19 protein-coding genes and 1 other RNA gene are annotated in these 19073 nt (G+C 63.6%); 11 read left to right on the top strand and 9 right to left on the bottom strand.

Translation table 11 applies throughout. The features are described 5' to 3' along the window. Nucleotides 1-56 precede the first annotated feature (56 nt). The 5 genes from K0P03_RS14615 (at nt 57) to K0P03_RS14595 (ending at nt 5066) form a co-directional block, all read left to right on the top strand. Entirely contained in the window at nt 57-710 is a 654-nt protein-coding gene (locus tag K0P03_RS14615; protein WP_023514875.1) for a thiamine phosphate synthase, read from the top strand. A 9-nt stretch (nt 711-719) separates the two neighbouring features. Further along, a complete protein-coding gene (locus K0P03_RS14610) occupies nt 720-1862 on the top strand; it encodes a tetratricopeptide repeat protein (RefSeq protein ID WP_023514876.1) in 1143 nt (380 codons plus the stop codon). A gap of 180 nt (nt 1863-2042) precedes the next feature. Then, nucleotides 2043-2843 carry an inositol monophosphatase family protein gene (locus tag K0P03_RS14605; RefSeq protein WP_050746175.1) on the top strand — a complete coding sequence of 267 codons (801 nt, stop codon included), beginning with the start codon at nt 2043-2045 and terminating at the stop codon, nt 2841-2843. A gap of 109 nt (nt 2844-2952) precedes the next feature. Next, nucleotides 2953-4032 carry a MotA/TolQ/ExbB proton channel family protein gene (locus K0P03_RS14600; protein WP_050746158.1) on the top strand — a complete coding sequence of 360 codons (1080 nt, stop codon included), beginning with the start codon at nt 2953-2955 and terminating at the stop codon, nt 4030-4032. A gap of 2 nt (nt 4033-4034) precedes the next feature. Further along, the gene (locus tag K0P03_RS14595; protein ID WP_023514879.1) at nt 4035-5066 is read left to right on the top strand and encodes a peptidoglycan -binding protein; all 1032 of its coding nucleotides are present in this window, start codon (nt 4035-4037) and stop codon (nt 5064-5066) included. Between the two features lie 40 nt (nt 5067-5106). Here K0P03_RS14595 and K0P03_RS14590 read toward each other — a convergent pair whose 3' ends face one another. Next, a complete protein-coding gene (locus tag K0P03_RS14590; RefSeq protein WP_371687634.1) occupies nt 5107-6066 on the bottom strand; it encodes a Bug family tripartite tricarboxylate transporter substrate binding protein in 960 nt (319 codons plus the stop codon). A gap of 109 nt (nt 6067-6175) precedes the next feature. After that, complete coding sequence (locus K0P03_RS14585) at nt 6176-7999, bottom strand: ABC transporter transmembrane domain-containing protein (protein ID WP_024271179.1); 1824 nt, start codon at nt 7997-7999, stop codon at nt 6176-6178. Nucleotides 8000-8189: 190 nt separating this feature from the next. On the opposite strand from K0P03_RS14585, the gene rpmE reads away from it, so the two are divergent. Next, the gene (gene rpmE / locus K0P03_RS14580; RefSeq protein WP_023516320.1) at nt 8190-8411 is read left to right on the top strand and encodes a 50S ribosomal protein L31; all 222 of its coding nucleotides are present in this window, start codon (nt 8190-8192) and stop codon (nt 8409-8411) included. A gap of 151 nt (nt 8412-8562) precedes the next feature. Here the strand turns inward: rpmE and rcdA are convergent, their stop codons facing one another. The 3 genes from rcdA to K0P03_RS14565 all read right to left on the bottom strand — a co-directional run bounded on the left by rcdA (nt 8563) and on the right by K0P03_RS14565 (nt 10922). After that, nucleotides 8563-9081, bottom strand: a complete 519-nt coding sequence (gene rcdA / locus K0P03_RS14575; protein ID WP_023516321.1) for a protease adaptor protein RcdA — start codon at nt 9079-9081, stop codon at nt 8563-8565. Between the two features lie 378 nt (nt 9082-9459). After that, nucleotides 9460-9648 (bottom strand): DUF1192 domain-containing protein, encoded by a 189-nt coding sequence (locus tag K0P03_RS14570; protein WP_272789941.1) that lies wholly within the window; start codon nt 9646-9648, stop codon nt 9460-9462. Next, on the bottom strand, nt 9645-10922 hold the full coding sequence (locus K0P03_RS14565) for an MFS transporter (RefSeq protein ID WP_024271177.1): 1278 nt from the start codon (nt 10920-10922) through the stop codon (nt 9645-9647). Before K0P03_RS14565 ends, K0P03_RS14570 begins: the two co-directional genes overlap by 4 nt. Before the next feature lie 152 nt (nt 10923-11074). On the opposite strand from K0P03_RS14565, the gene K0P03_RS14560 reads away from it, so the two are divergent. Then, complete coding sequence (locus K0P03_RS14560) at nt 11075-11230, top strand: hypothetical protein (RefSeq protein WP_024271176.1); 156 nt, start codon at nt 11075-11077, stop codon at nt 11228-11230. A 329-nt stretch (nt 11231-11559) separates the two neighbouring features. On the opposite strand, the gene K0P03_RS14555 is transcribed toward K0P03_RS14560, so the two are convergent. The 3 genes from K0P03_RS14555 to tkt form a co-directional block, all read right to left on the bottom strand. Further along, nucleotides 11560-12759 (bottom strand): phosphoglycerate kinase, encoded by a 1200-nt coding sequence (locus tag K0P03_RS14555; protein WP_050746155.1) that lies wholly within the window; start codon nt 12757-12759, stop codon nt 11560-11562. 77 nt (nt 12760-12836) lie between these two features. Beyond that, a complete protein-coding gene (gene gap, locus K0P03_RS14550; RefSeq protein WP_023514642.1) occupies nt 12837-13838 on the bottom strand; it encodes a type I glyceraldehyde-3-phosphate dehydrogenase in 1002 nt (333 codons plus the stop codon). A 65-nt stretch (nt 13839-13903) separates the two neighbouring features. Further along, nucleotides 13904-15886, bottom strand: coding sequence for a transketolase (gene tkt, locus K0P03_RS14545; RefSeq protein WP_023514643.1), 1983 nt, complete (start codon nt 15884-15886; stop codon nt 13904-13906). Nucleotides 15887-16215: 329 nt separating this feature from the next. Between tkt and K0P03_RS14540 the strand changes: the two genes are divergently transcribed. The 4 genes from K0P03_RS14540 (at nt 16216) to K0P03_RS14525 (ending at nt 17541) form a co-directional block, all read left to right on the top strand. Further along, complete coding sequence (locus tag K0P03_RS14540) at nt 16216-16488, top strand: DUF4164 domain-containing protein (protein ID WP_037408596.1); 273 nt, start codon at nt 16216-16218, stop codon at nt 16486-16488. Between the two features lie 18 nt (nt 16489-16506). Continuing rightward, a complete protein-coding gene (locus tag K0P03_RS14535; protein WP_023514645.1) occupies nt 16507-16878 on the top strand; it encodes a cell division protein ZapA in 372 nt (123 codons plus the stop codon). Nucleotides 16879-16929: 51 nt separating this feature from the next. Continuing rightward, nucleotides 16930-17088, top strand: a non-coding RNA gene (gene ssrS, locus K0P03_RS14530) — 6S RNA. A gap of 195 nt (nt 17089-17283) precedes the next feature. Continuing rightward, entirely contained in the window at nt 17284-17541 is a 258-nt protein-coding gene (locus K0P03_RS14525; RefSeq protein WP_272789940.1) for a hypothetical protein, read from the top strand. Nucleotides 17542-17837: 296 nt separating this feature from the next. On the opposite strand, the gene tal is transcribed toward K0P03_RS14525, so the two are convergent. Beyond that, on the bottom strand, nt 17838-18800 hold the full coding sequence (tal, locus tag K0P03_RS14520; RefSeq protein WP_023512196.1) for a transaldolase: 963 nt from the start codon (nt 18798-18800) through the stop codon (nt 17838-17840). Nucleotides 18801-19073 lie beyond the last annotated feature (273 nt).

The following is a 19073-nucleotide window of genomic DNA, read 5'->3' as shown; positions in this document are numbered from 1 at the left end:
ATCCGCTTTGATCTGTTATGACGAGCCTGAGTGCCGTATTCTAAGGAAGTTCATCCATGTCCGATGCCGAACCCCGCTGCCGTCTGGTGCTGATCCTCCCCGAGGGCGAGGACCTTGCCGCCCGCGCCGCGATGCTGGAGGGCGCACTGAAGGGCGGTGACGTCGCCTCGGTGATCCTGCCGCAATACGGGCTGGACGACGGCCAGTTCCAGAAACATGCCGAAACCCTGGTTCCAATCATCCAGCAGGCAGGCGCTGCAGCGCTCGTTGCCGGCGATACCCGCGTTGCTGGCCGCGCGAAAGCCGACGGCATTCACATCACCGGCGGGCTCGAGGCGCTCGGCGAGGCCGTCGAGAAGTTCACGCCGAAACTTATCGTCGGCGGCGGCAACGCGACCGACCGGCACAAGGCACTGGAGATCGGCGAGGTGCAGCCCGACTACATCTTCTTTGGCAAGATCGGCGGCGACATCAAGCCGGAGGCGCACCCGAAGAACCTTGCGCTTGCCGAATGGTGGGCCTCGATGGTGGAGATTCCCTGCATCGTGCTCGGTGGTACGGATCCGCAGTCCGCGCTTGCTGCGGCCGAGACGGGTGCGGAATTTGTGGCGCTCGACAGGGCGGTTTTCGCCGATCCGGCGCAGGCGCCGCATGTGGTTGCCGCCGTCAATGCGCTTCTTGACGAAAAAGCGCCACGGTTTGAGCAATAGTAGGCGCGCATGATCAGGGCCGTTCTCATCCAAGCTTGCCGTATCGCGCCGGTGGCGTTTCTCGCCGCGGGTGTCGTCGTGGCCATTCCCGCCCTTGCGGAAACGGCGAAGAAGGGACCGTCCGTCACGGCCGGCAGTGCTGAGGTCGCCAAGGATCCGGCGACCGACGTTGAGCCGGTATCTGTCGATGACGCGTCTGCTGCGAAGACGGACAAGCAGACGGAAAAGCCGGCCGATGGCCCTTCGACCGGCCTCTCGGTGCTCGACCGCATGGGGGCGGACCTGCCGGCATTGCCGGCGGAAAAACCCTTTACCGGGAAGATCGACGAGGCGTATGGCGCTTTCCAGCGCGGGCGCTACCTGACGGCGATGGAGCTGGCCCTGCCGCGCGCGCAGCTCGGCGATCCGGCAGCCCAGACACTGGTGGCCGAGGTCCTCGATCGCGGCCTCGGCGTCAAGCGCAACCGCGAACAGGCCATGTTCTGGTATGAGCAGGCGGCAGGCGGCGGCGATCCGACCGGCATGTTCAAATATGCCATCCTTTTGATGGAGCGCTCGGGCTCGAAGGAAGACCGCACCAGGGCGGACGAGCTGATGAAGAAATCGGCCGAGCTTGGCAATGCCTCCGCCCAGTTCAACTATGCACAGGTGCTGGTGGCCGATTCTCCGGGAGAAAAGGGCCTGCGCGCCGCGTTGCCCTACTATGAAAAATCCGCCGAGCAGGGCATTGCCGATGCGCAATATGCCGTTTCGCAGATTTATATCGGTTTGAAGGACCTGCCGGAGGAGAAGACCAGGCGCGCCCGTGAGTGGCTGCTGCGCGCGGCGCGCGCCGGCTTCGATACGGCCCAGCTCGATCTCGGCATGTGGCTGGTTAACGGCACGGGCGGCGAGCGTGACTACGAGGCCGGCTTCAAGTGGCTGAAGCGGGCGGCTGGCGGCGGCAATGCCGTGGCCCAGAGCAAGCTCGCCCAGCTCTATATCCATGCTATCGGCACGAAGGCCGATCCGGTCGAGGCAGGCAAGTGGTTCGTTCTGGCGCGCCGCGCCGGGCTCAACGATCCCTCGCTCGAGGACTTCTATCTCGGCCTCAGCGACACACAACAGAAGGCTGCAGTCGACGCGGCGAACAAGTACCGGTCCGGCTCCTGAGGCCGTCCCGTTTACCCTTTGCAGCATCAGGCCCCCTGCATTGCAGCCGTTGCAGGGGGCGAAGGCTTGAAACTTCGGGGGATTTGTGGTTTTGAGGCCACATATTCCGGTCACGGCGTGCTTTCGCGCCGCGGCTCTGCCGTTTCGAAGCGCCGGACATTCCCGAAGGATTATTTCTACATGGCTCGTTCAGCTCTTCTCAACGTCATGGTTCAGGCCGCCTTCAAGGCCGGCAAGTCGCTCGCGCGCGACTTCGGCGAGGTGCAGAACCTGCAGGTCTCGCTCAAGGGCCCGGGCGACTATGTCTCGCAGGCCGACCGAAAGGCGGAGAAGCTGATCCGTGAAGACCTGATGAAGGCCCGTCCGACCTACGGTTTCCTTGGCGAGGAATCGGAAGAGATCGCCGGCACCGACGGGGCACATCGCTGGATCGTCGATCCGCTCGACGGCACGACCAACTTCCTGCACGGCATTCCCGCCTTCGCCATTTCGATCGCGCTCGAGCGCAACGGCGAGATCGTTGCTGCCGTGGTGCTGAACCCGGCGACGGATGAACTCTTCACCGCCGAGCGTGGCGGCGGCGCCTTCCTCAACGATCGGCGCCTGCGCGTTGCGGCCCGTAAGAACCTGTCGGATGCGGTCATCGGCTGCGGCGTGCCGCATCTCGGCCGCGGCAACCATGGCAAGTTCCTTATCGAGCTGCGCCACGTGATGGGTGAAGTCGCCGGCATGCGTCGCCTCGGCTCTGCCGCGCTCGACCTTGCCTATGTCGCTGCGGGCCGTTTCGACGGCTTCTGGGAACGCGATCTGGCGCCGTGGGATCTGGCGGCTGGTATTCTCCTGATTCGCGAAGCCGGCGGCTATGCAACCGATCTGACGGGCGGCAGCGCCATGCTCGACACCGGCACGATCATCGCGGGCAACGAATATATCCACAAGGCGCTGGGCGAAGTCGTGCATCGCCCGGTGCCGACCCGCTAAGACCCGCAAATGGGCGGCGCATTCCGCGCCGCTGTTGCCGCTAAGCCCTTCAATTCGGCGCAATCTTCCTCTAGTCTCCCGCCCGACAAGGAAGCGGAGAGACGACGACATGGCGAAGCTTGGGCTGTCGGGTTGGGGAGGGTCGCCCGAGACCGGGGAAGATTATCCCCACAAACTCTCAAGCCCCATGGCCTTCTTCTGGACGATGGTGATCTTCCTCATCATCGTCGGCTTCGTGGCCGCCATCCTCTTCCGCCAAGCGCAATCGGCCTTCCTCAGCAACCCCGGCCTGAACGGCCTTATTCTCGGCGTTCTGCTGATCGGCATCCTGCTGGTCTTCAACCATGTGCTGGCGCTGCGGCCGGAGGTGCGCTGGTTCAATTCGTTCCGCGCGGCCGGCAGTGCCGAGAAGGTCGGGCGCGATCCCGTCCTGCTTGCGCCGATGCGTGCTTTGATCGGTCGGCGTCATTCGGTGGCGCTCTCGACCACGGCGTTGCGGTCGATCCTTGATTCCATCGCCACGCGCCTCGACGAATCGCGCGACACCTCCCGCTACCTGATCGGCCTTCTCGTCTTCCTCGGCCTGCTCGGCACCTTCTGGGGATTGCTCGGAACGATCGGCTCGATCAGCGCCGTCATCCAGTCACTCGATGCCGGTGCCGGTACGGCGAACGACATTCTCAACGCGCTGAAGGAAGGCCTTTCCGCGCCGCTCGAAGGCATGGGAACGGCTTTCTCCACCTCGCTTTTCGGTCTCTCCGGCTCGCTGATTCTCGGCTTCCTCGACCTTCAGGCCGGCCGCGCGCAGAACCGCTTTTATACGGAGCTGGAAAACTGGCTTTCGTCCGTCACCGATGTCGGCTCGGAGCTGCAGCCGGTGGTCGACATGGCGGCCAACTCCTCCACCGACGTGCAGGCGCTGGCCCAGCAGATCCTCAAGCTGGCGCAGGAGGGCGGGCCCGGGCGTTCGACCGCGGCCATGGCCAGCCTTGCCGAAGGTATCCAGGGCCTCGTCAAGAACATGCGCAGCGAGCAGCAGATGTTGCGCGACTGGATCGAGGCGCAGCAGGAGGAAGCGAAAGCGCTGCGCCGCACGCTTGACCGGCTTGCCGCACGCAGCGGCGAGAAGACCGTCGAGCGCCTGCCGGAGCGCACGACGGAAAAGGTGCATAAGGCCGGGGGCGAATAAGGATGGCGCTCGCCCGCAACCGGCGCAGCCAGCGCACGGTCGATTACTGGCCGGGCTTCGTTGACGCGCTGTCGACGCTGCTGCTCGCCATCATGTTCCTGCTTACGGTCTTCGTGCTGGCGCAGTTCTTCCTCAGCCGTGAAATCTCCGGCAAGGACGACGTGCTCAACCGGCTGACCAGCCAGATCAACGAGCTGACCCAGCTTCTGGCGTTGGAAAAGAGCGGCAAGCAGGACCTCGAGGATGCGCTAGCCAATCTCCAGGCCTCGCTTGCCCAGTCGGAGAGTGACCGTACCCGCCTGCAGCAACTGCTCGACAGTGGCGCCGGGGTTTCGGATGCCGCCAATGCGCGGGTCACGACGCTGGAGGGCGAGCTCGATTCGGAAAAGCAGGTGAGCGCCCGGGCCATGAGCCAGATCGAGCTGCTCAACCAGCAGATCGCGGCGCTGCGCAGCCAGATCGCCGCCGTCGAGGAGGCGCTGCAGGCCTCCGAAGCCAAGGACAAGTCGTCGCAGACGAAGATCGCCGATCTCGGCCGCCGCCTGAATGTCGCGCTGGCGCAGCGCGTGCAGGAGCTCAACCGCTACCGTTCCGATTTCTTCGGGCGCCTGCGTGAAATCCTTTCCGACCGGGAAAACATCCGCATCGTCGGCGACCGCTTCGTCTTCCAGTCGGAAGTGCTGTTCCCCTCTGGCGGCAACGACCTCAACGAGGCGGGGCAGGCGGAAATGAGCAAGCTTGCCACCGCGCTGCTCGATCTTGCTCGCGAGATCCCCTCGGAGATCAACTGGGTGCTGCGCGTCGACGGGCACACGGACAATGTGCCGCTGTCGGGCACGGGCCGCTACCGCGACAACTGGGAGCTTTCTTCCGCCCGCGCGACGTCGGTCGTCAAGTTCCTGATCTCCAGGGGCGTTCCGGCCAACCGGCTTGTTGCGGCTGGGTTCGGCGAGTTCCAGCCGATCGCCGAAGGCAGCGATGATGCGGCGCGGGCAACCAACCGTCGCATCGAACTGAAACTCACCGAACGCTGAAGCAATCCCGCCGAAGCGGAATTGCTTCGGACAGGCAGGGTCAGTCCATCTGGATGTTGGCGCCCTCGACAACCGGCTTCCACTTGGCAAGCTCGGCCGTGACGTGCTTGCCGAGTTCTTCCGGCGTCGAACCAACGATGGTGGCGCTGAACTCCTTCATGCGCTCGGCGACGGCCGGATCCTTCAGCGCCGCGTTGGCTGCCTCGTTGAGCTTGGTGACGACCTCGTTTGGCGTGCCGGCCGGGGCGAAGAGCGCGTTCCAGGTATAGGTCTCGTAGCCGGGAATGCCCGCTTCGGCGATCGTCGGCACGTCGGGGAACGAAGCGGCGCGCTCCTTCGTGGTGACGGCGAGCGCCCGCAGCGTACCAGCCTTGATGTGGCCGGAGGAAGACGGCAGGTTGTCGAACATGATCGGGATCTGGTTGCCGATCACGTCGTTCAGTGCCGGGCCGGAGCCCTTGTAGGGCACATGCTGCATGCTGACGCCGGCCATCGATTTGAAGAGCTCTCCAGAAAGGTGCAGCGGCGTGCCATTGCCGGAGGAGGCATAGCTGTACCCTTCCGGATCGGCCTTCAGCAGGGCCAGCAGTTCCTCGACATTCTTGGCCGGCAGCTCCGGATTCACCACCAGGACATTCGGCACGATGACCAGCAAGGAGACCGGCGCGAAGTCCTTTTCCGCATCGTAGGGCTTGGTCTTGAGGATCAGCGGGTTCAGTGCATGGGTGGCGACGGTCGCCATCAGGATCGTGTAGCCATCGGGTTCGGCGCGCGCCACACGGTCGGCCCCCAGGCTGCCGCCCGCGCCGCCGACATTTTCCACGATGATCTGCTGGCCGAGGATGTCGCCCATCTTCTGCGCGATGATGCGCGCGACGACATCCGTCGAGCCGCCGGCGGCGAAGGGCACGACAAGCGTGACGGTCCTGTCGGGAAACTGCTGGGCGCTGGCGGGCTGGCCGAGTGCCAGCGATGCAAGCACGGTGGTGCCGAGGGCCATGAGGGTCCGGCGGGTGAGCGTCGAAAATGTCACGTGGTTTCCTCCCGAGGTGACGTGAAGTCCGCCACCTCAGGATAGGGCGCCCAGCCCGTCAGGCAAGGGGCCGCATTCAGCCGGTTGCGCGGTCTTCTCCAAGGAACGCCTGACCACCGTGATCGAACTGCAGGCGGGCGAGGCGGGCGTAGAGGCCGTCCTGCCTTATGAGTGACTGGTGGGTGCCTTCCTCGACGATACGGCCGGCCTCCATGACGAGGATGCGGTCGGCCTTCAGAACGGTTGCGAGACGATGAGCAATGACGATCGTCGTGCGCTTGCCCATCTGGCCGTCGAGGGCCTTCTGGACGAGCGTTTCGCTTTCCGCGTCGAGCGCGGAGGTCGCCTCGTCGAGCAGCAGCAGCGGGGCGTCCTTGAGGATGGCCCGGGCGATGGCGATGCGCTGGCGTTGGCCGCCGGACAGCGTCACGCCGCGCTCGCCCACCATGGTGTCATAGCCCTTGTCGAGCCGTGCGATGAATTCTTCCGCCTGTGCGGCCCTTGCTGCGGCCTGCACGGCCTCGTCGCTCACGCCGGTCATGCCGAAGGCGATGTTGTCGCGGATCGTCGCAGCAAAAATGGTGACGTCCTGCGGCACCAGCGCGATACGGCGCCGCAGCTCTTCCGGATCGGCGGCGCGAAGGTCGACGCCGTCGAGAAGCACGGTGCCGGTATCGGGATCGTAGAAGCGCAGCACCAGCGAGAGGATCGTGCTCTTGCCGGCGCCGGAGGGGCCGACGATGGCCACGGTCTCGCCCTGCCTTACTGCAAAGTCCAAGCCGTTGATGCTGCGATAGCCGGGGCGGGCGGGATAGGAGAAATGCACATCGCGGAAGGTGAGCTCGCCGCGGGCGGGCAGCGGCAGGGCCACGGGGTTCGCGGGCGCGGTGATGGCGGGCGGCTCGGCCAGAAGTTCGGTGAGACGCTCGGCAGCGCCGGCAGCCTGCGAAAGCTCGCCCCAGACTTCCGACAGTGCGCCGAGGCTGCCGGCGGCAAAGACTGCATAGAGCAGGAACTGGCCGAGCGTGCCGGCCGAAAGCGTGCCCGCCAGCACGTCGCGCGCGCCGAACCAGAGCACGGCAACGACAGAGCCGAAGATCATGGCGATGGCAAAGCCGGTCAGCAGCGAACGGGCGCGGATGGCGGAGCGTGCGGCGCCATAGGCCTGCTCGACAGCACCGAAGAAGCGGGCGCGGGCGGCGTCTTCCGCGTTGAAGGCCTGGAGCGTGCGGGTGGCGCCGATCGCCTCGCCGGCATAGGCGGAGGCCGCGGCCAGCGTGTCCTGCGCCTCGCGCGAGCGGCGGCGCACCGAGCGGCCGAAGGCGACGAGCGGGAAGACGATCACCGGAATGGCGGCGATGACGAGGCTGGAGAGTTTCGGGCTGGTATAGACCATCATGGCGATGGCGCCGAAACAGAGGATGAGGTTGCGCAGCGCGACGGAAGCGGTGGCGCCGACGGCGGATTTGATCTGTGTCGTGTCGGCGGTCAGCCGCGAGACGATCTCGCCGGACTGGTTGACGTCGAAGAAGGCGGGCGAAAGCCTCGTCACATGGGAAAAGACGTCGCGGCGCAGGTCCGCCACGATGCGTTCGCCGAGCGTGATGACGAAGTAATAGCGCATGGCGCTCGCCAGCGCGAGCAGGCCGGCCAGCGCGAAGAGCATCATGAAATAGGTGTTGATGAAGCCGGCATCGGCGCCGGAGAAGCCGTGGTCGATCATACGGCGGACGGCGAGCGGCAGGATGAGCGTGGTGACGGCGGCCATTACGAGGGCCACCAGCGCCCCGGCGACGAGGCCGCGATAACGGCCGATATAGGGAGCGAGCCTGCCCAGCGGACGAATGTTGCGGCGCGCCGATTTTTCCTGTGCGCCCTGCTCTTTGTCTGTGGACACCATACCCCCGTTTCCAGCGCCTTCCGGCACGAATTGTCTTTCGGCTCTTGTTATCCAGACGGCCTTCCTGTATAGGCTCGCCATCGAATTGGGAAGCCGTAGGTCCGACCGACCGCGGCTTCATTTACGTCTTTGGCCCCGCTGTCGCAATCCGTTGCGACAATTGGCCCCCGGAACAGGCAGGAAAGTTGTCATGAAGGCTGATATCCATCCCGCATACCACACCATCAAGGTTGTGATGACCGACGGCACCGAGTACGAAACCCGCTCGACCTGGGGTTCGGAAGGCGCAACGATGAACCTCGAAATCGACCCGAAGTCGCACCCGGCCTGGACCGGCGGCAACCAGCAGCTCATGGACCGCGGCGGCCGCGTCTCCAAGTTCAAGAAGCGCTTCGAAGGCCTCGGCCTTTAATCCGCCTGCTTCGGACGAATTTGAAAAACCCGGCTTCGGCCGGGTTTTTTGCGTTTTGGGAGGGGATGATCCCGGCGGGCAGGCGAGGGCGGTCCGTGCAACAAAAAACCCGGCCTGAGCCGGGTCTCCATCGTCATGTCTGGCCTGTCGCTCAGTTGTTGCCGAAGGCCGTTTGCAGCAGGTTGATCTGGGCCTGCACGCTGTTCTGGTTGTCGGGTGCGAAGGTCTGAACCTCCTGCGGGCGATAGATCTCGCGGTCGAGCAGGGCGATGCGGTTCTGCAGGCGCAGCGAGCGCTCGATGAGGTCGCGGAAGGCTTCCGGCAGGTCGTTCCAGCCGGGTGCGGTCTTGTCGACGTTGAAGCTGTCGAGGCGGACCTTGTTCTTTTCCGAAAGCACCTGGTCGCGGCTCATCTCGCCATTGTTGACGGCGCGCTGCAGGAGCAGCCAGGAGGCCATCTGCATCAGGCGGGTGGTGAGGCGCATCGACTCTGCCGCATAAAGCACGGAGGCCATGCGGGGCAGCACCTTGGAAGCCTGGCGGCCGACGCCATCGAGATAGCTCGCGGTCTCCTCGACCAGACCCATGCCTTCGGCGTACAGGGACTTGAATTGCGCCGACGACGCAACGTGGCCAGCGAAGCTGACGGTATTCAATCCTCTTTCGGACATGGTTTCATCCCTGTTGAACGCATCACATGCAGGTAACGGAAGGTCGGCCCGTGGTGTTCCAATCGGCCGGTCTATGTCGTGAGGATGATCCCATAACCTAATTCGCGCAAGGGTATTCTTAAGAAAGGGTTAATCTCCACAATTCTTTCGGGACAGGTTCCTTTTGTGGGCGCGGCAGACAAAAAAAGAGCCGCGGAAAGCGGCTCTCAAGGTAAAACAGGGAGAAAAATCAGACCGAACCCCGAAGGGTGAAAATGTCTGAACCCGGAAGGACCGGATGTTCAAGTAATAACAGGGAAGGCTTAATGGCCGGTTAACTCTATTGCCGGTTTGCTTGTGTCTGTGCCTTTTCGGCAAGGCTGCGGCAGTCCGACGCACCTACCGGAACAGGTTTTCCGCGGCCGATCGGCTGGCGCCCTTCTTCAGCTTTTCGGCCTCCAGCCGTTCGATTTCCGCGCGCAGCAGGTTGATGCGGGCGGAAAGCTCGTCGACGGACAGCAGCGCGAGGTCGCTGCCGATCTCGTGAGCGATCTTCCTTGCCGGGCGGTCGTCTTCGAAAAAGCTCATGCGGGTCGCTCCTCCTGTTGCTCGTCGGCGGCCTGCGGCTGGGCGAGGGCGCGCGGCGAAAGCTGAAGGCTTTCCGGCGTGGTGAGCGTGCCGGGATTGAGGGTTGTGTAGTTCTCGCGCATCTCGGCCGGCTTTGCGGCGCGGCGCCGGCTGCGGAAGATGGCGTAGGCGGTGATCAGGATATGCGCCCAGCAGGTGACCATGAAGAGCGCATAGGGGCCGACCGCCGACATGATCGGGCCGCCGATCGTCGGGCCGATGATCGTGCCGACGCCATAGAGCAGCAGCAGGCCGCCGGAGACCTTGACGAAGTCTTCCGGGCTGGCGAAGTCGTTGGCGTGCGAGACGGCGATCGGGTAGAGCGCGTTCGCCATGGCGCCATAGAGCGCCGTCAGCACCAGAAGCATGGTGACCGAGGCGGGCTGGAAGACGAAGAGCGACAGACCCGCCGCGGCGGCGATGGCGGACAGCGCCGCGAGCACGATGCGCCGGTCGACGCGGTCGGACAGGCGGCCGGCGGGCAGCTGCATCACGGCGCCGGCGAAGATGGCGACACTCATCATGATGGCGATCGTGCTGGGCGAGAGGCCGGCATTGGCGCCGAAGACTGCGCCGAGCGTGCCGAAGGCGCCGTTGGCGATGCCGATCAGCACGATGCCGACGCTGGCGACCGGCGAGGTGCGGTAGAGCGCGGGGATGTCGAGCCTGACCTGCTTGAGCGGCTGCGGCGAGGCGGCCGTGGAGAGCGTCGTCGGCAACATGGCAAGGCAATAGAGGATACCGGCGAACATGAAGAGCAGGGGCGTCGTCACGTCGCCCAGCGCCACGGTCATCTGGCCGCCGACGGTGCCGACGAGGGTGATGGCGATGTAGAGCGAGAAGATCAGGCCGCGACTTTCATTGGTTGCGCGCTCGTTCAGCCAGCTTTCGATGATCATCGAGGTGCCGGCGATCGAGAAGCCGGTGACGGCGCGCAGCGCGATCCACCAGAACGGATCGACCAGCATGCCCGTCAGAAGCGCGATGATGGCGATCAGCGAGGCGAAACCGGAAAAGGCACGGACATGGCCGATGCGCTTGACGACGGTCGGGGCGAGAAGGCAGCCAAGAACGAAACCCGAGGCCCAGGACGTACCCAGCAGGCCGAGCATCGTCGTCTCATACCCTTCGAAGGCGCCGCGCATCGGCAGAAGCAGGCCGTGCAGGCCGTTCCCGAGAAAGAGGAACAGCGTGCCCATGAGAAGCGCGAAGACGGATATGAGGTTTTTTCGCATGAGGTTTTCGTGAGTTTCGCCAATGGGTAAGGAATAGCGCACCTGTCCGCGATTGCCAGATGCAAAGCACGTGGGCGTACGAATTTCAGGTCTCGTGCTGATCGCTTGGAAAAGTGTCTGAGGTGTGACAGGAAGGGGGGAGAAAGGCCGTCATGTCGAAAATCCTTCCCGCCCTGCTGCTTGCCGTCATGCTGCTGCATCTCATCCGGCCTCTCGGCCTGCCGGGGCTGAAACGCCGCGCGGATTTCTGGAAGATCGCCGTCGTCGCCATCGCCCTGATGATGCTGACCGTGCTGGTCCGTCCGTAAGACAAGGCTGTTGCCGGAAAGGCCCGGCGGATCGAGATCAAAGGACCGCAAACCACTCCTTTGTTGCGGTTCGGCGCGGCAGCGCCGTCTCGGAAACGCAAAAGGGCCACCCGAAGGTGGCCCCCATGAGGTTTGGTCCGGCGTGGACCCGGGTCTTTGGACCCGAAGGAAGGCGTGATCAGAACGAGGGCTGCCTCGTTGCGTTCACCACAATTCCCATGCCCGAAGCCAAGACCGAAATCTCATTAGACATTGGATCACCTTCCTTTCTGAACGTTGACGATGTCAGGAATGTAGGCGATCCACCGCCAAGCGCAAGGGCTTTGGCATTATTTCTGTTGGCGCAGGATATCGACGCCCGGCAGCGGCTTGCCTTCCATCCATTCGAGGAAGGCGCCGCCGGCGGTCGAGACATAGGTGAAATCGTCGGCAACGCCGGCATGGTTGAGGGCCGCGACCGTATCACCACCACCAGCGACAGAGACGAGTGCGCCTTCCTTGGTGCGTGCGGCGGCATGTTTGGCAGCAGCCACCGTCGCGGTGTCGAAGGGCGCGATTTCGAAGGCGCCGAGCGGGCCGTTCCAGACGAGCGTCGAAGCGCGCGAGATCCAGGCGTTGACTGCCTCGATCGTCTTCGGACCGACATCGAGCATCATGGCGTCGGCCGGAATGGCGTTGACATCGACCACTTCGTTCTCGGCATTGGCCTTGAACTCGCGGGCGACGACACCGTCTTCCGGCAGAACGATGGCGCAGGTTGCGGTCGCAGCCTCGATCATGATCTGCTTGGCGGTATCGGCAAGGTCGTGCTCGCAGAGCGACTTGCCGACATTGGTGCCCCGGGCGGCGAGGAATGTGTTCGCCATACCACCGCCGATGACCAGTGCGTCGACCTTCTTCACAAGGTTCATGAGGAGGTCGATCTTGGTGGAGACCTTGGCGCCGCCGACGATGGCGACGACAGGGCGGGCCGGATTGCCGAGGCCCTTTTCCAGCGCTTCCAGCTCGGCCTGCATGGTGCGGCCGGCATAGGCGGGCAGCAGATGCGCAAGGCCCTCGGTCGAGGAATGGGCGCGATGGGCGGCGGAGAAGGCGTCGTTGACGTAGATGTCGCCACTGGCGGCGAGAGCCGCGGTGAAGTCCGGGCTGTTCTTCTCCTCACCCTTGTGGAAACGGGTGTTTTCGAGAAGCAGGATATCGCCGTTCGCCAGGGCGGCGATGGCGGTGGCGGCCGGCTCGCCGATGCAATCGGCGGCAAAGCCGACCTTTCTGCCGAGAACGTCGTTGACGGCGGGCAGGATCTGCTCAAGCGACATGTCGGCGACGACCTCACCCTTCGGGCGGCCGAAATGGGCGAGCAGGATAACCTTCGCGCCCTTTTCCGAGAGTTCGCGGATGGTCGGGGCGACGCGTTCGATGCGGGTTGCATCGGTGACCTTGCCGTCCTTGACGGGCACGTTGAGATCGACGCGGACGAGCACGCGCTTGCCGGCGATATCGGTGAGGTTGTCGAGGGTCTTGAAGGTCATGGGGCCGCTCCGGAAGTCTGGTGTCTGGTCATGAAAAAACACCCGGGCATCGCTGCCCGGGTGTTTTGCGTTTCTGCTTAGATCAGCTTGCCGAGGGCAACGGCCGTGTCGGACATGCGGTTCGAGAAGCCCCACTCGTTGTCGTACCAGGACAGGATACGCACGAGGTTGCCGTCGAGGACCTTGGTCTGGTCGGCAGCGAAGTTCGAGGAATGGCTGTCGTGGTTGAAGTCGATCGAGACGAGGGGGCCGGTGACGTAGTCGAGGATGCCCTTCAGTTCGCCTTCGGCGGCGGCCTTGATGGCGGCGTTGACTTCGTCAGCCGTGACGTTGCGCGACGGCACGAACTTCAGGTCGACGACCGAGACGTTCGGGGTCGGTACGCGGATCGCCGAGCCGTCGAGCTTGCCGGCGAGCTGCGGCAGAACGAGGCCGACGGCCTTGGCGGCACCCGTCGAGGTCGGGATCATGGACAGGGCTGCGGCGCGGGCGCGGTACAGGTCCTTGTGCATGGTGTCGAGCGTCGGCTGGTCACCCGTGTAGGAGTGGATCGTCGTCATGTAGCCCTTCTCGATGCCGAAGGCCTTGTCGAGAATATAGGCGACGGGCGCCAGGCAGTTCGTCGTGCAGGACGCGTTCGAGATGACGAGGTCGTCTTTCGTCAGCGTGTTGTGGTTGACGCCGTAGACGATCGTCTTGTCGGCATTGTCGCACGGTGCGGAGACGATGACGCGCTTGGAGCCGTTGGCGAGATGCGCGCCGGCCTTTTCCTTCGTCGTGAACAGGCCGGTGCATTCCAGCGCGATATCGACGTCGCCCCAGGGCAGTTCCTTCGGATCGCGGATCGCGGTGACGCGGATCGGGCCGCGGCCGACGTCGATCGTGTCGCCGGAAACGGTAACGGTACCCGGGAACTTGCCGTGCACGGAATCGTAACGAACGAGATGCGCGTTGGTCTCGACCGGGCCGAGGTCGTTGACGGCAACGACTTCGATGTCGGTGCGGCCGGATTCGACGATTGCGCGCAGAACGTTGCGGCCGATGCGGCCAAAGCCGTTGATGGCAACTTTCACAGTCATGTGGGGTCTCTCCCTATCAATAAACGTTTGGCGGGGGAGGGCGCGACAGCTCGCGCCCTACGCACTCAGGCGAGCTTGGCTTCCGCGGCGGCGACAACGGCCTCCGGCGTGATGCCGAAGTGCTTGTAAAGGTCCTTGTAGGGACCGGATGCGCCGAAGGAGGACATGCCGACGAAGAGGCCGTCCGAACCGATGAAGTGATCCCAGCCCTGGCGGATGCCGGCCTCGATGGCGATCTTGACCGGCGAATTGCCGATGACCGCCTGCTGGTAGGCTTCCGGCTGCTCGGCGAAGAGCTCGAAGCAGGGAACCGAGACGACGCGGGTCGAAACGCCCTTGGCCGACAGCGCCTGCTGCGCCTTGACCGCGATCTCGATTTCCGAACCGGAGGCAAAGAGCGTCACCTGGGCATCGCTGGCCGAGACGAGATCATAGGCGCCGCGGGCGCAGAGGTTTTCTTCCTCGTACTCCAGACGGACCGGCATCAGGTTCTGGCGGGTCAGCGCGATGGCGGACGGGCGGTTGTGGCTTTCGAGGGCAAGCTGCCAGCACTCGGCCGTTTCCGTGGCATCGGCCGGGCGGAAGACGAGCAGGTTCGGGATGGCGCGCAGGGCCGCCATATGCTCGACCGGCTGGTGCGTCGGGCCGTCTTCGCCAAGGCCGATGGAATCGTGCGTGAGGACGTGGATGACGCGGATGCCCATCAGGGCGGCAAGGCGGATCGAGGGACGGCAGTAGTCCGAGAAGATCAGGAAGCCGCCGGAATACGGGATGAGGCCGCCATGCAGCGCCATGCCGTTCATGGCTGCCGCCATGCCGTGCTCGCGCACACCGTAGTGGATGTAGCGGCCGGAGAAGTCTGTCGGGGTGATCGACTTGGTCTGGCTCGTCTTGGTGTTGTTCGAGCCGGTGAGGTCGGCCGAGCCGCCGATCGTTTCGTTGAGAACGCCGTTGATGACCTCGAGCGCGTCTTCCGAAGCCTTTCGGGTCGCCGGGTTCGGCTTGGTTTCGGCAAGCTTCTTCTTGTAGGCGGAGATGGCCGAATCCAGGCTGCTCTCGAGATCGCCGGCAAAGCGGCGGACGAACTGCGCCTTCTTCTCGGCGTCCGTCTTTTCGAGGCGCGCGTCCCATTCCTTGTGGGTCTTGGCAGAGCGAAGGCCGGCAAGGCGCCAGGCGTCAAGCACGTCGGAAGGAACGACGAAGGCTTCCGATTCCCAGTTCAGTGCCTTGCGGGCGGCGGCGATTTCGTCCGCGCCGAGCGGCGAACCGTGCACCTTGTGCGTACCGGCCTTGTTCGGGGCGCCGAAGCCGATCGTCGTCTTGCAGGCGAGCATGGTCGGCTTGTCGGATTTCTGAGCCACTTCGATCGCCGCGGCGATCGCATCCGGATCATGACCGTCGACAGCGATCGTGTTCCAGCCGCTGGCGCGGAAGCGGGCGTGCTGGTCGGTCGAGTCGGCGATCGAGATCGGGCCGTCGATGGAGATGTTGTTGTCGTCCCAGAACACGATCAGCTTGTTCAGCTTCAGGTGGCCGGCGAGCGAGATTGCTTCCTGGCTGATCCCCTCCATGAGGCAGCCGTCACCTGCGAGAACGTAGGTATAGTGTTCGATGAGGTCGGAGCCGAACTCGTCGCGCAGCTTGCGCTCGGCGAGCGCCATGCCGACGGCATTGGCGATGCCCTGGCCGAGCGGACCGGTGGTCGTCTCGATGCCGGCGGCATGGCCGTATTCCGGGTGGCCGGCCGTCTTGGCGCCGAGCTGGCGGAAATTCTTGATCTCGTCGATCGTGATGTCCTCGTAGCCCGTCAAATAGAGCAGCGAGTAGAGGAGCATCGAGCCGTGGCCGGCCGACAGCACGAAACGGTCGCGGTTCGGCCAGGACGGGGTCTTCGGATCGAAGGAGAGAAAGCGGGTGAAAAGAACCGTTGCGATGTCTGCTGCGCCCATAGGCAGGCCGGGGTGACCCGAGTTCGCCTTTTCCACGGCATCCATGGAAAGGAAGCGAATTGCGTTCGCCATCCGGTCGTGTTTTTCGCGAGAGATCATGACTGTTCCGTATTCTTCGGGGTGTCAGGGCCGGTGCCGTTTCCGGCATCGGTTAGGAAGCGGGTGACACATAGCAGGTAAGCCGTCGGAGTCAACGAATTCGGCGGTTTTTCCGGCCTTTGCGGGGGGGGTCCGGCGGCTTTTTTGCCGCGGCAACGGGGCTGTATCGGGCACCTTGCGCAACCCGCCGCGATGCTGATCCACAGCGGCTTTCCCGCCGCGATGGCCGTGCTGTTGACGCTCGTGCCCGCAGTTGAATACTGTCAATGGGAGAGAACCGGCGCTGGCGGCGGCGATTCGTGTTTTTTGAGAGTGCCGGTGAAGGCTTTATGACGAACGGGGAAACAGTCAGAGCGGCGATCGAGGAGCTTCGCAGAGCGATACTCAGCCTCGACAATGCGCTCGACATGCGCTTCGACCGCGAACGCGACCACGGTGAGGTCGAAGGCGAGGTGCGGCGTGTCAATGCCGATCGCTCGCGGCTCGCCCAGGAGCTCGACCAGTCCGAATTCCGTGCAAACCGCCTGGAGGAGGTCAACCGCGAGGTCTCCCGGCGGCTCGTCACGGCCATGGAAACCATCCGGGCCGTGCTCGATCGATAATCAGTCAGGAAATCCCGCATGGCACAGGTAACCGTACAGATCGATGGCAAGGCCTATCGCATGGCCTGCGAAGAGGGCCAGGAGGCGCATCTCGAAGAGCTCGCCTCCGGCTTCGATCAGTATGTCGGGCACCTGAAGAGCCAGTTCGGCGAGATCGGCGACCTGCGCCTGACCGTCATGGCCGGTATCATGGTCATGGACGAGCTCAACGACGTCAAGCGCCGGCTGAGCAAGCTGGAAGCGGAGACGGAGGATCTGCGCAAGGGGCGAGAAGGCGTGATGAGCGAGGTCTCGCGCAGCGAAGACGCCATCGCCCAGGCGCTCGGCGAACTGACGAGCCAGATCCAGGGCATGGCGGCCAAACTCTCAGGCAAGCCGCCGGTCAACTGAACCTAAACAATTGCCACTGGCGAAGCGGCCGCTTTGCGCCTATATAGCGGAGGCGATCTGCGCTTCCCGACAGGAACCACAATCCCTGGGGCCATACTCGATCCAAAGGGAGCTGTCCCTGACCCGGCCCGTGGGCTTGGTCACACGGTGCCCACCTACGTTTGTAGGCACCCAGGATCGTAAATCTCCATCGGTCGTCGTGGATCGCACTTTTTATTTTACATTTCAGTCATTTCTGCTGAATGCATGGCTTTCGCCATGAGATATGCATGATTTCCGGGGGACGCTTAGCCGCGTGCCCGCTATCGATTGTTGAAATTGAAAACCTTCCTGGATCTTCGGCTAGGCGCTCCTTAAATTTTCGCTGTAATCCGTGATCAAAACGACAATCATGGATTGATCACGATGAACGAGGAGCGTCCTTTAACAGATCGTGCTGTTTGGTTGTTTGTCGCAATCGCGATGGCTGGCGGGATGTTCGCAGCGGGTCTCGCGATACGCGCCTTCGTGTCGGGCAGGATAGCGCTTAAACACTCGGTCGTGACTGAGATTGATAAGCCGTTCTTCTTTTACTTGCTGACGGCGCTTTTGGGCCTGCTCGCGATGTGGATGCTTGGCGAAGGCATACGGATTGCCATCAAGCATTTGCCTGAGCGCCGTTGAACGTCGGGTGGACGAATTGAGGATTATTCAGGCGCTGTATTTTGTCATCGGACTCCTCGTGTTTTACACGGCGTCCGCGGCCGGCTTTTACAAGTACGGCGTCCCTGTAGGCCTTCTGTTTATAGCGGGAGCGGTTGGATTGAACATTCTCCGCGCGCGAAGGCGGGGATGACAGCCGGCACTTCAGGTCCCTGTCTCCTTCTCGCGAAGTTTTTTGCGTTTATGTTTACGAGATGAGATTCATACAAAAGGCCGCCTCAAGGGCGGCCTTCGTACTTGGTGTCTGTGGCAAGCCTTTACGCCGCCGCTTTCAGTTCCTTGTCGATCATGGCGCGGAGGCTCCCGAGATCCTTGGCGAAGGCGCGGATGCCTTCGGACAGCTTTTCGGTGGCCATGGCGTCTTCGTTCAGCATCCAGCGGAAGGCCTTTTCGTCGAGCTTGATCGGCGAAACCTTGGCGACCTTTTCCGGCGAGAGCTTGCGCTCCAGCGTGCCTTCGGCCGCATCGAGTTCCTCGAGTAGGGCCGGGCTGATCGTCAGGCGGTCGCAGCCGGCCAGGGCTTCGATCTCGCCGGTGTTGCGGAAGGAGGCGCCCATGACGATCGTGTCGATGCCGTTCGACTTGTAGTAGTCGTAGATGGCGCGGACCGAGAGAACGCCCGGATCTTCTTCCGCCGTGAAGGTCTTGCCGGATGCCTTGACGTGCCAGTCGAGGATGCGGCCGACGAAGGGCGAGATGAGGAAGACGCCGGCATCGGCGCAGGCGATGGCCTGGGCCTTGTTGAAGAGCAGCGTCAGGTTGCAGTCGATACCGTCCTTCTGGAGGACTTCCGCGGCGCGGATGCCTTCCCAGGTGGAGGCGAGCTTGATGAGGATGCGGTCGCGGGCGATGCCGCGTGCCTCGTAGGCCTTGATGATCTCGCGGCCCTTGGCGATGGAGGCTTCGGTGTCGAACGAGAGATCGGCGTCGACTTCCGTCGAGACGCGGCCGGGCACGAGTTCGGCAAGGGCTGCGCCGACGGAGATGGCGAGACGATCGGCCACGGCCGAGACGACGCCCTCGCGGTTGCCGCCCTGCGACTGGCCCCAGCGGATGGCCTCCGCGACGGTGTCGGCAAACATGGGCGTGCCGAGCGCCTTCAGGACGATCGTGGGGTTGGTGGTGCAATCGACCGGCTTCAGGCGGCGCACGGCTTCGATGTCGCCGGTGTCTGCCACGACGGTCGTCATCGCGCGGAGTTGTTCAAGCTTGGACGTCATATCCGATATCCCGAATGGTTGTTGCTGGGCCGCGTTCGGCTCGAACGCCAGGCCCTCCTCCATGTTCCCTGTGAAAGCGCGCCCGGCAACTGTGCTTCCTGTTTCAGTCACCGCGCGGGCTGGCACAACCAATCTGCCGACGGAGTGCCGCCAGCCGATATGAGGCGGACTATCATCGTTTCCTCGGGAAAAAGTCAAGCACTTTTGATCAATCTTCTGAACATATGTCGCATTTTTCGTTTCCCGTGTTATGGTGCGCCCAGACATTGCAGA

Source organism: Shinella sp. HY16 (assembly GCF_028534175.1).
Taxonomy (GTDB): Bacteria; Pseudomonadota; Alphaproteobacteria; order Rhizobiales; family Rhizobiaceae; genus Shinella.
Note: the sequence above shows the minus strand (reverse complement) of the source record. Positions and strands in the feature narration are given on the sequence as shown.

Bases quoted from the DNA above. Each gene is read 5' to 3' on its own strand.
- K0P03_RS14615 (WP_023514875.1), top strand. From the start codon at position 57: ATGTCCGATGCCGAACCCCGCTGCCGTCTGGTGCTGATCCTCCCCGAG.
- K0P03_RS14610 (WP_023514876.1), top strand. From the start codon at position 720: ATGATCAGGGCCGTTCTCATCCAAGCTTGCCGTATCGCGCCGGTGGCG.
- K0P03_RS14605 (WP_050746175.1), top strand. From the start codon at position 2,043: ATGGCTCGTTCAGCTCTTCTCAACGTCATGGTTCAGGCCGCCTTCAAG.
- K0P03_RS14600 (WP_050746158.1), top strand. From the start codon at position 2,953: ATGGCGAAGCTTGGGCTGTCGGGTTGGGGAGGGTCGCCCGAGACCGGG.
- K0P03_RS14595 (WP_023514879.1), top strand. From the start codon at position 4,035: ATGGCGCTCGCCCGCAACCGGCGCAGCCAGCGCACGGTCGATTACTGG.
- K0P03_RS14590 (WP_371687634.1), bottom strand. From the start codon at position 6,066: ATGGCCCTCGGCACCACCGTGCTTGCATCGCTGGCACTCGGCCAGCCC.
- K0P03_RS14585 (WP_024271179.1), bottom strand. From the start codon at position 7,999: ATGGTGTCCACAGACAAAGAGCAGGGCGCACAGGAAAAATCGGCGCGC.
- rpmE (WP_023516320.1), top strand. From the start codon at position 8,190: ATGAAGGCTGATATCCATCCCGCATACCACACCATCAAGGTTGTGATG.
- rcdA (WP_023516321.1), bottom strand. From the start codon at position 9,081: ATGTCCGAAAGAGGATTGAATACCGTCAGCTTCGCTGGCCACGTTGCG.
- K0P03_RS14570 (WP_272789941.1), bottom strand. From the start codon at position 9,648: ATGAGCTTTTTCGAAGACGACCGCCCGGCAAGGAAGATCGCTCACGAG.
- K0P03_RS14565 (WP_024271177.1), bottom strand. From the start codon at position 10,922: ATGCGAAAAAACCTCATATCCGTCTTCGCGCTTCTCATGGGCACGCTG.
- K0P03_RS14560 (WP_024271176.1), top strand. From the start codon at position 11,075: ATGTCGAAAATCCTTCCCGCCCTGCTGCTTGCCGTCATGCTGCTGCAT.
- K0P03_RS14555 (WP_050746155.1), bottom strand. From the start codon at position 12,759: ATGACCTTCAAGACCCTCGACAACCTCACCGATATCGCCGGCAAGCGC.
- gap (WP_023514642.1), bottom strand. From the start codon at position 13,838: ATGACTGTGAAAGTTGCCATCAACGGCTTTGGCCGCATCGGCCGCAAC.
- tkt (WP_023514643.1), bottom strand. From the start codon at position 15,886: ATGATCTCTCGCGAAAAACACGACCGGATGGCGAACGCAATTCGCTTC.
- K0P03_RS14540 (WP_037408596.1), top strand. From the start codon at position 16,216: ATGACGAACGGGGAAACAGTCAGAGCGGCGATCGAGGAGCTTCGCAGA.
- K0P03_RS14535 (WP_023514645.1), top strand. From the start codon at position 16,507: ATGGCACAGGTAACCGTACAGATCGATGGCAAGGCCTATCGCATGGCC.
- K0P03_RS14525 (WP_272789940.1), top strand. From the start codon at position 17,284: ATGAACGAGGAGCGTCCTTTAACAGATCGTGCTGTTTGGTTGTTTGTC.
- tal (WP_023512196.1), bottom strand. From the start codon at position 18,800: ATGACGTCCAAGCTTGAACAACTCCGCGCGATGACGACCGTCGTGGCA.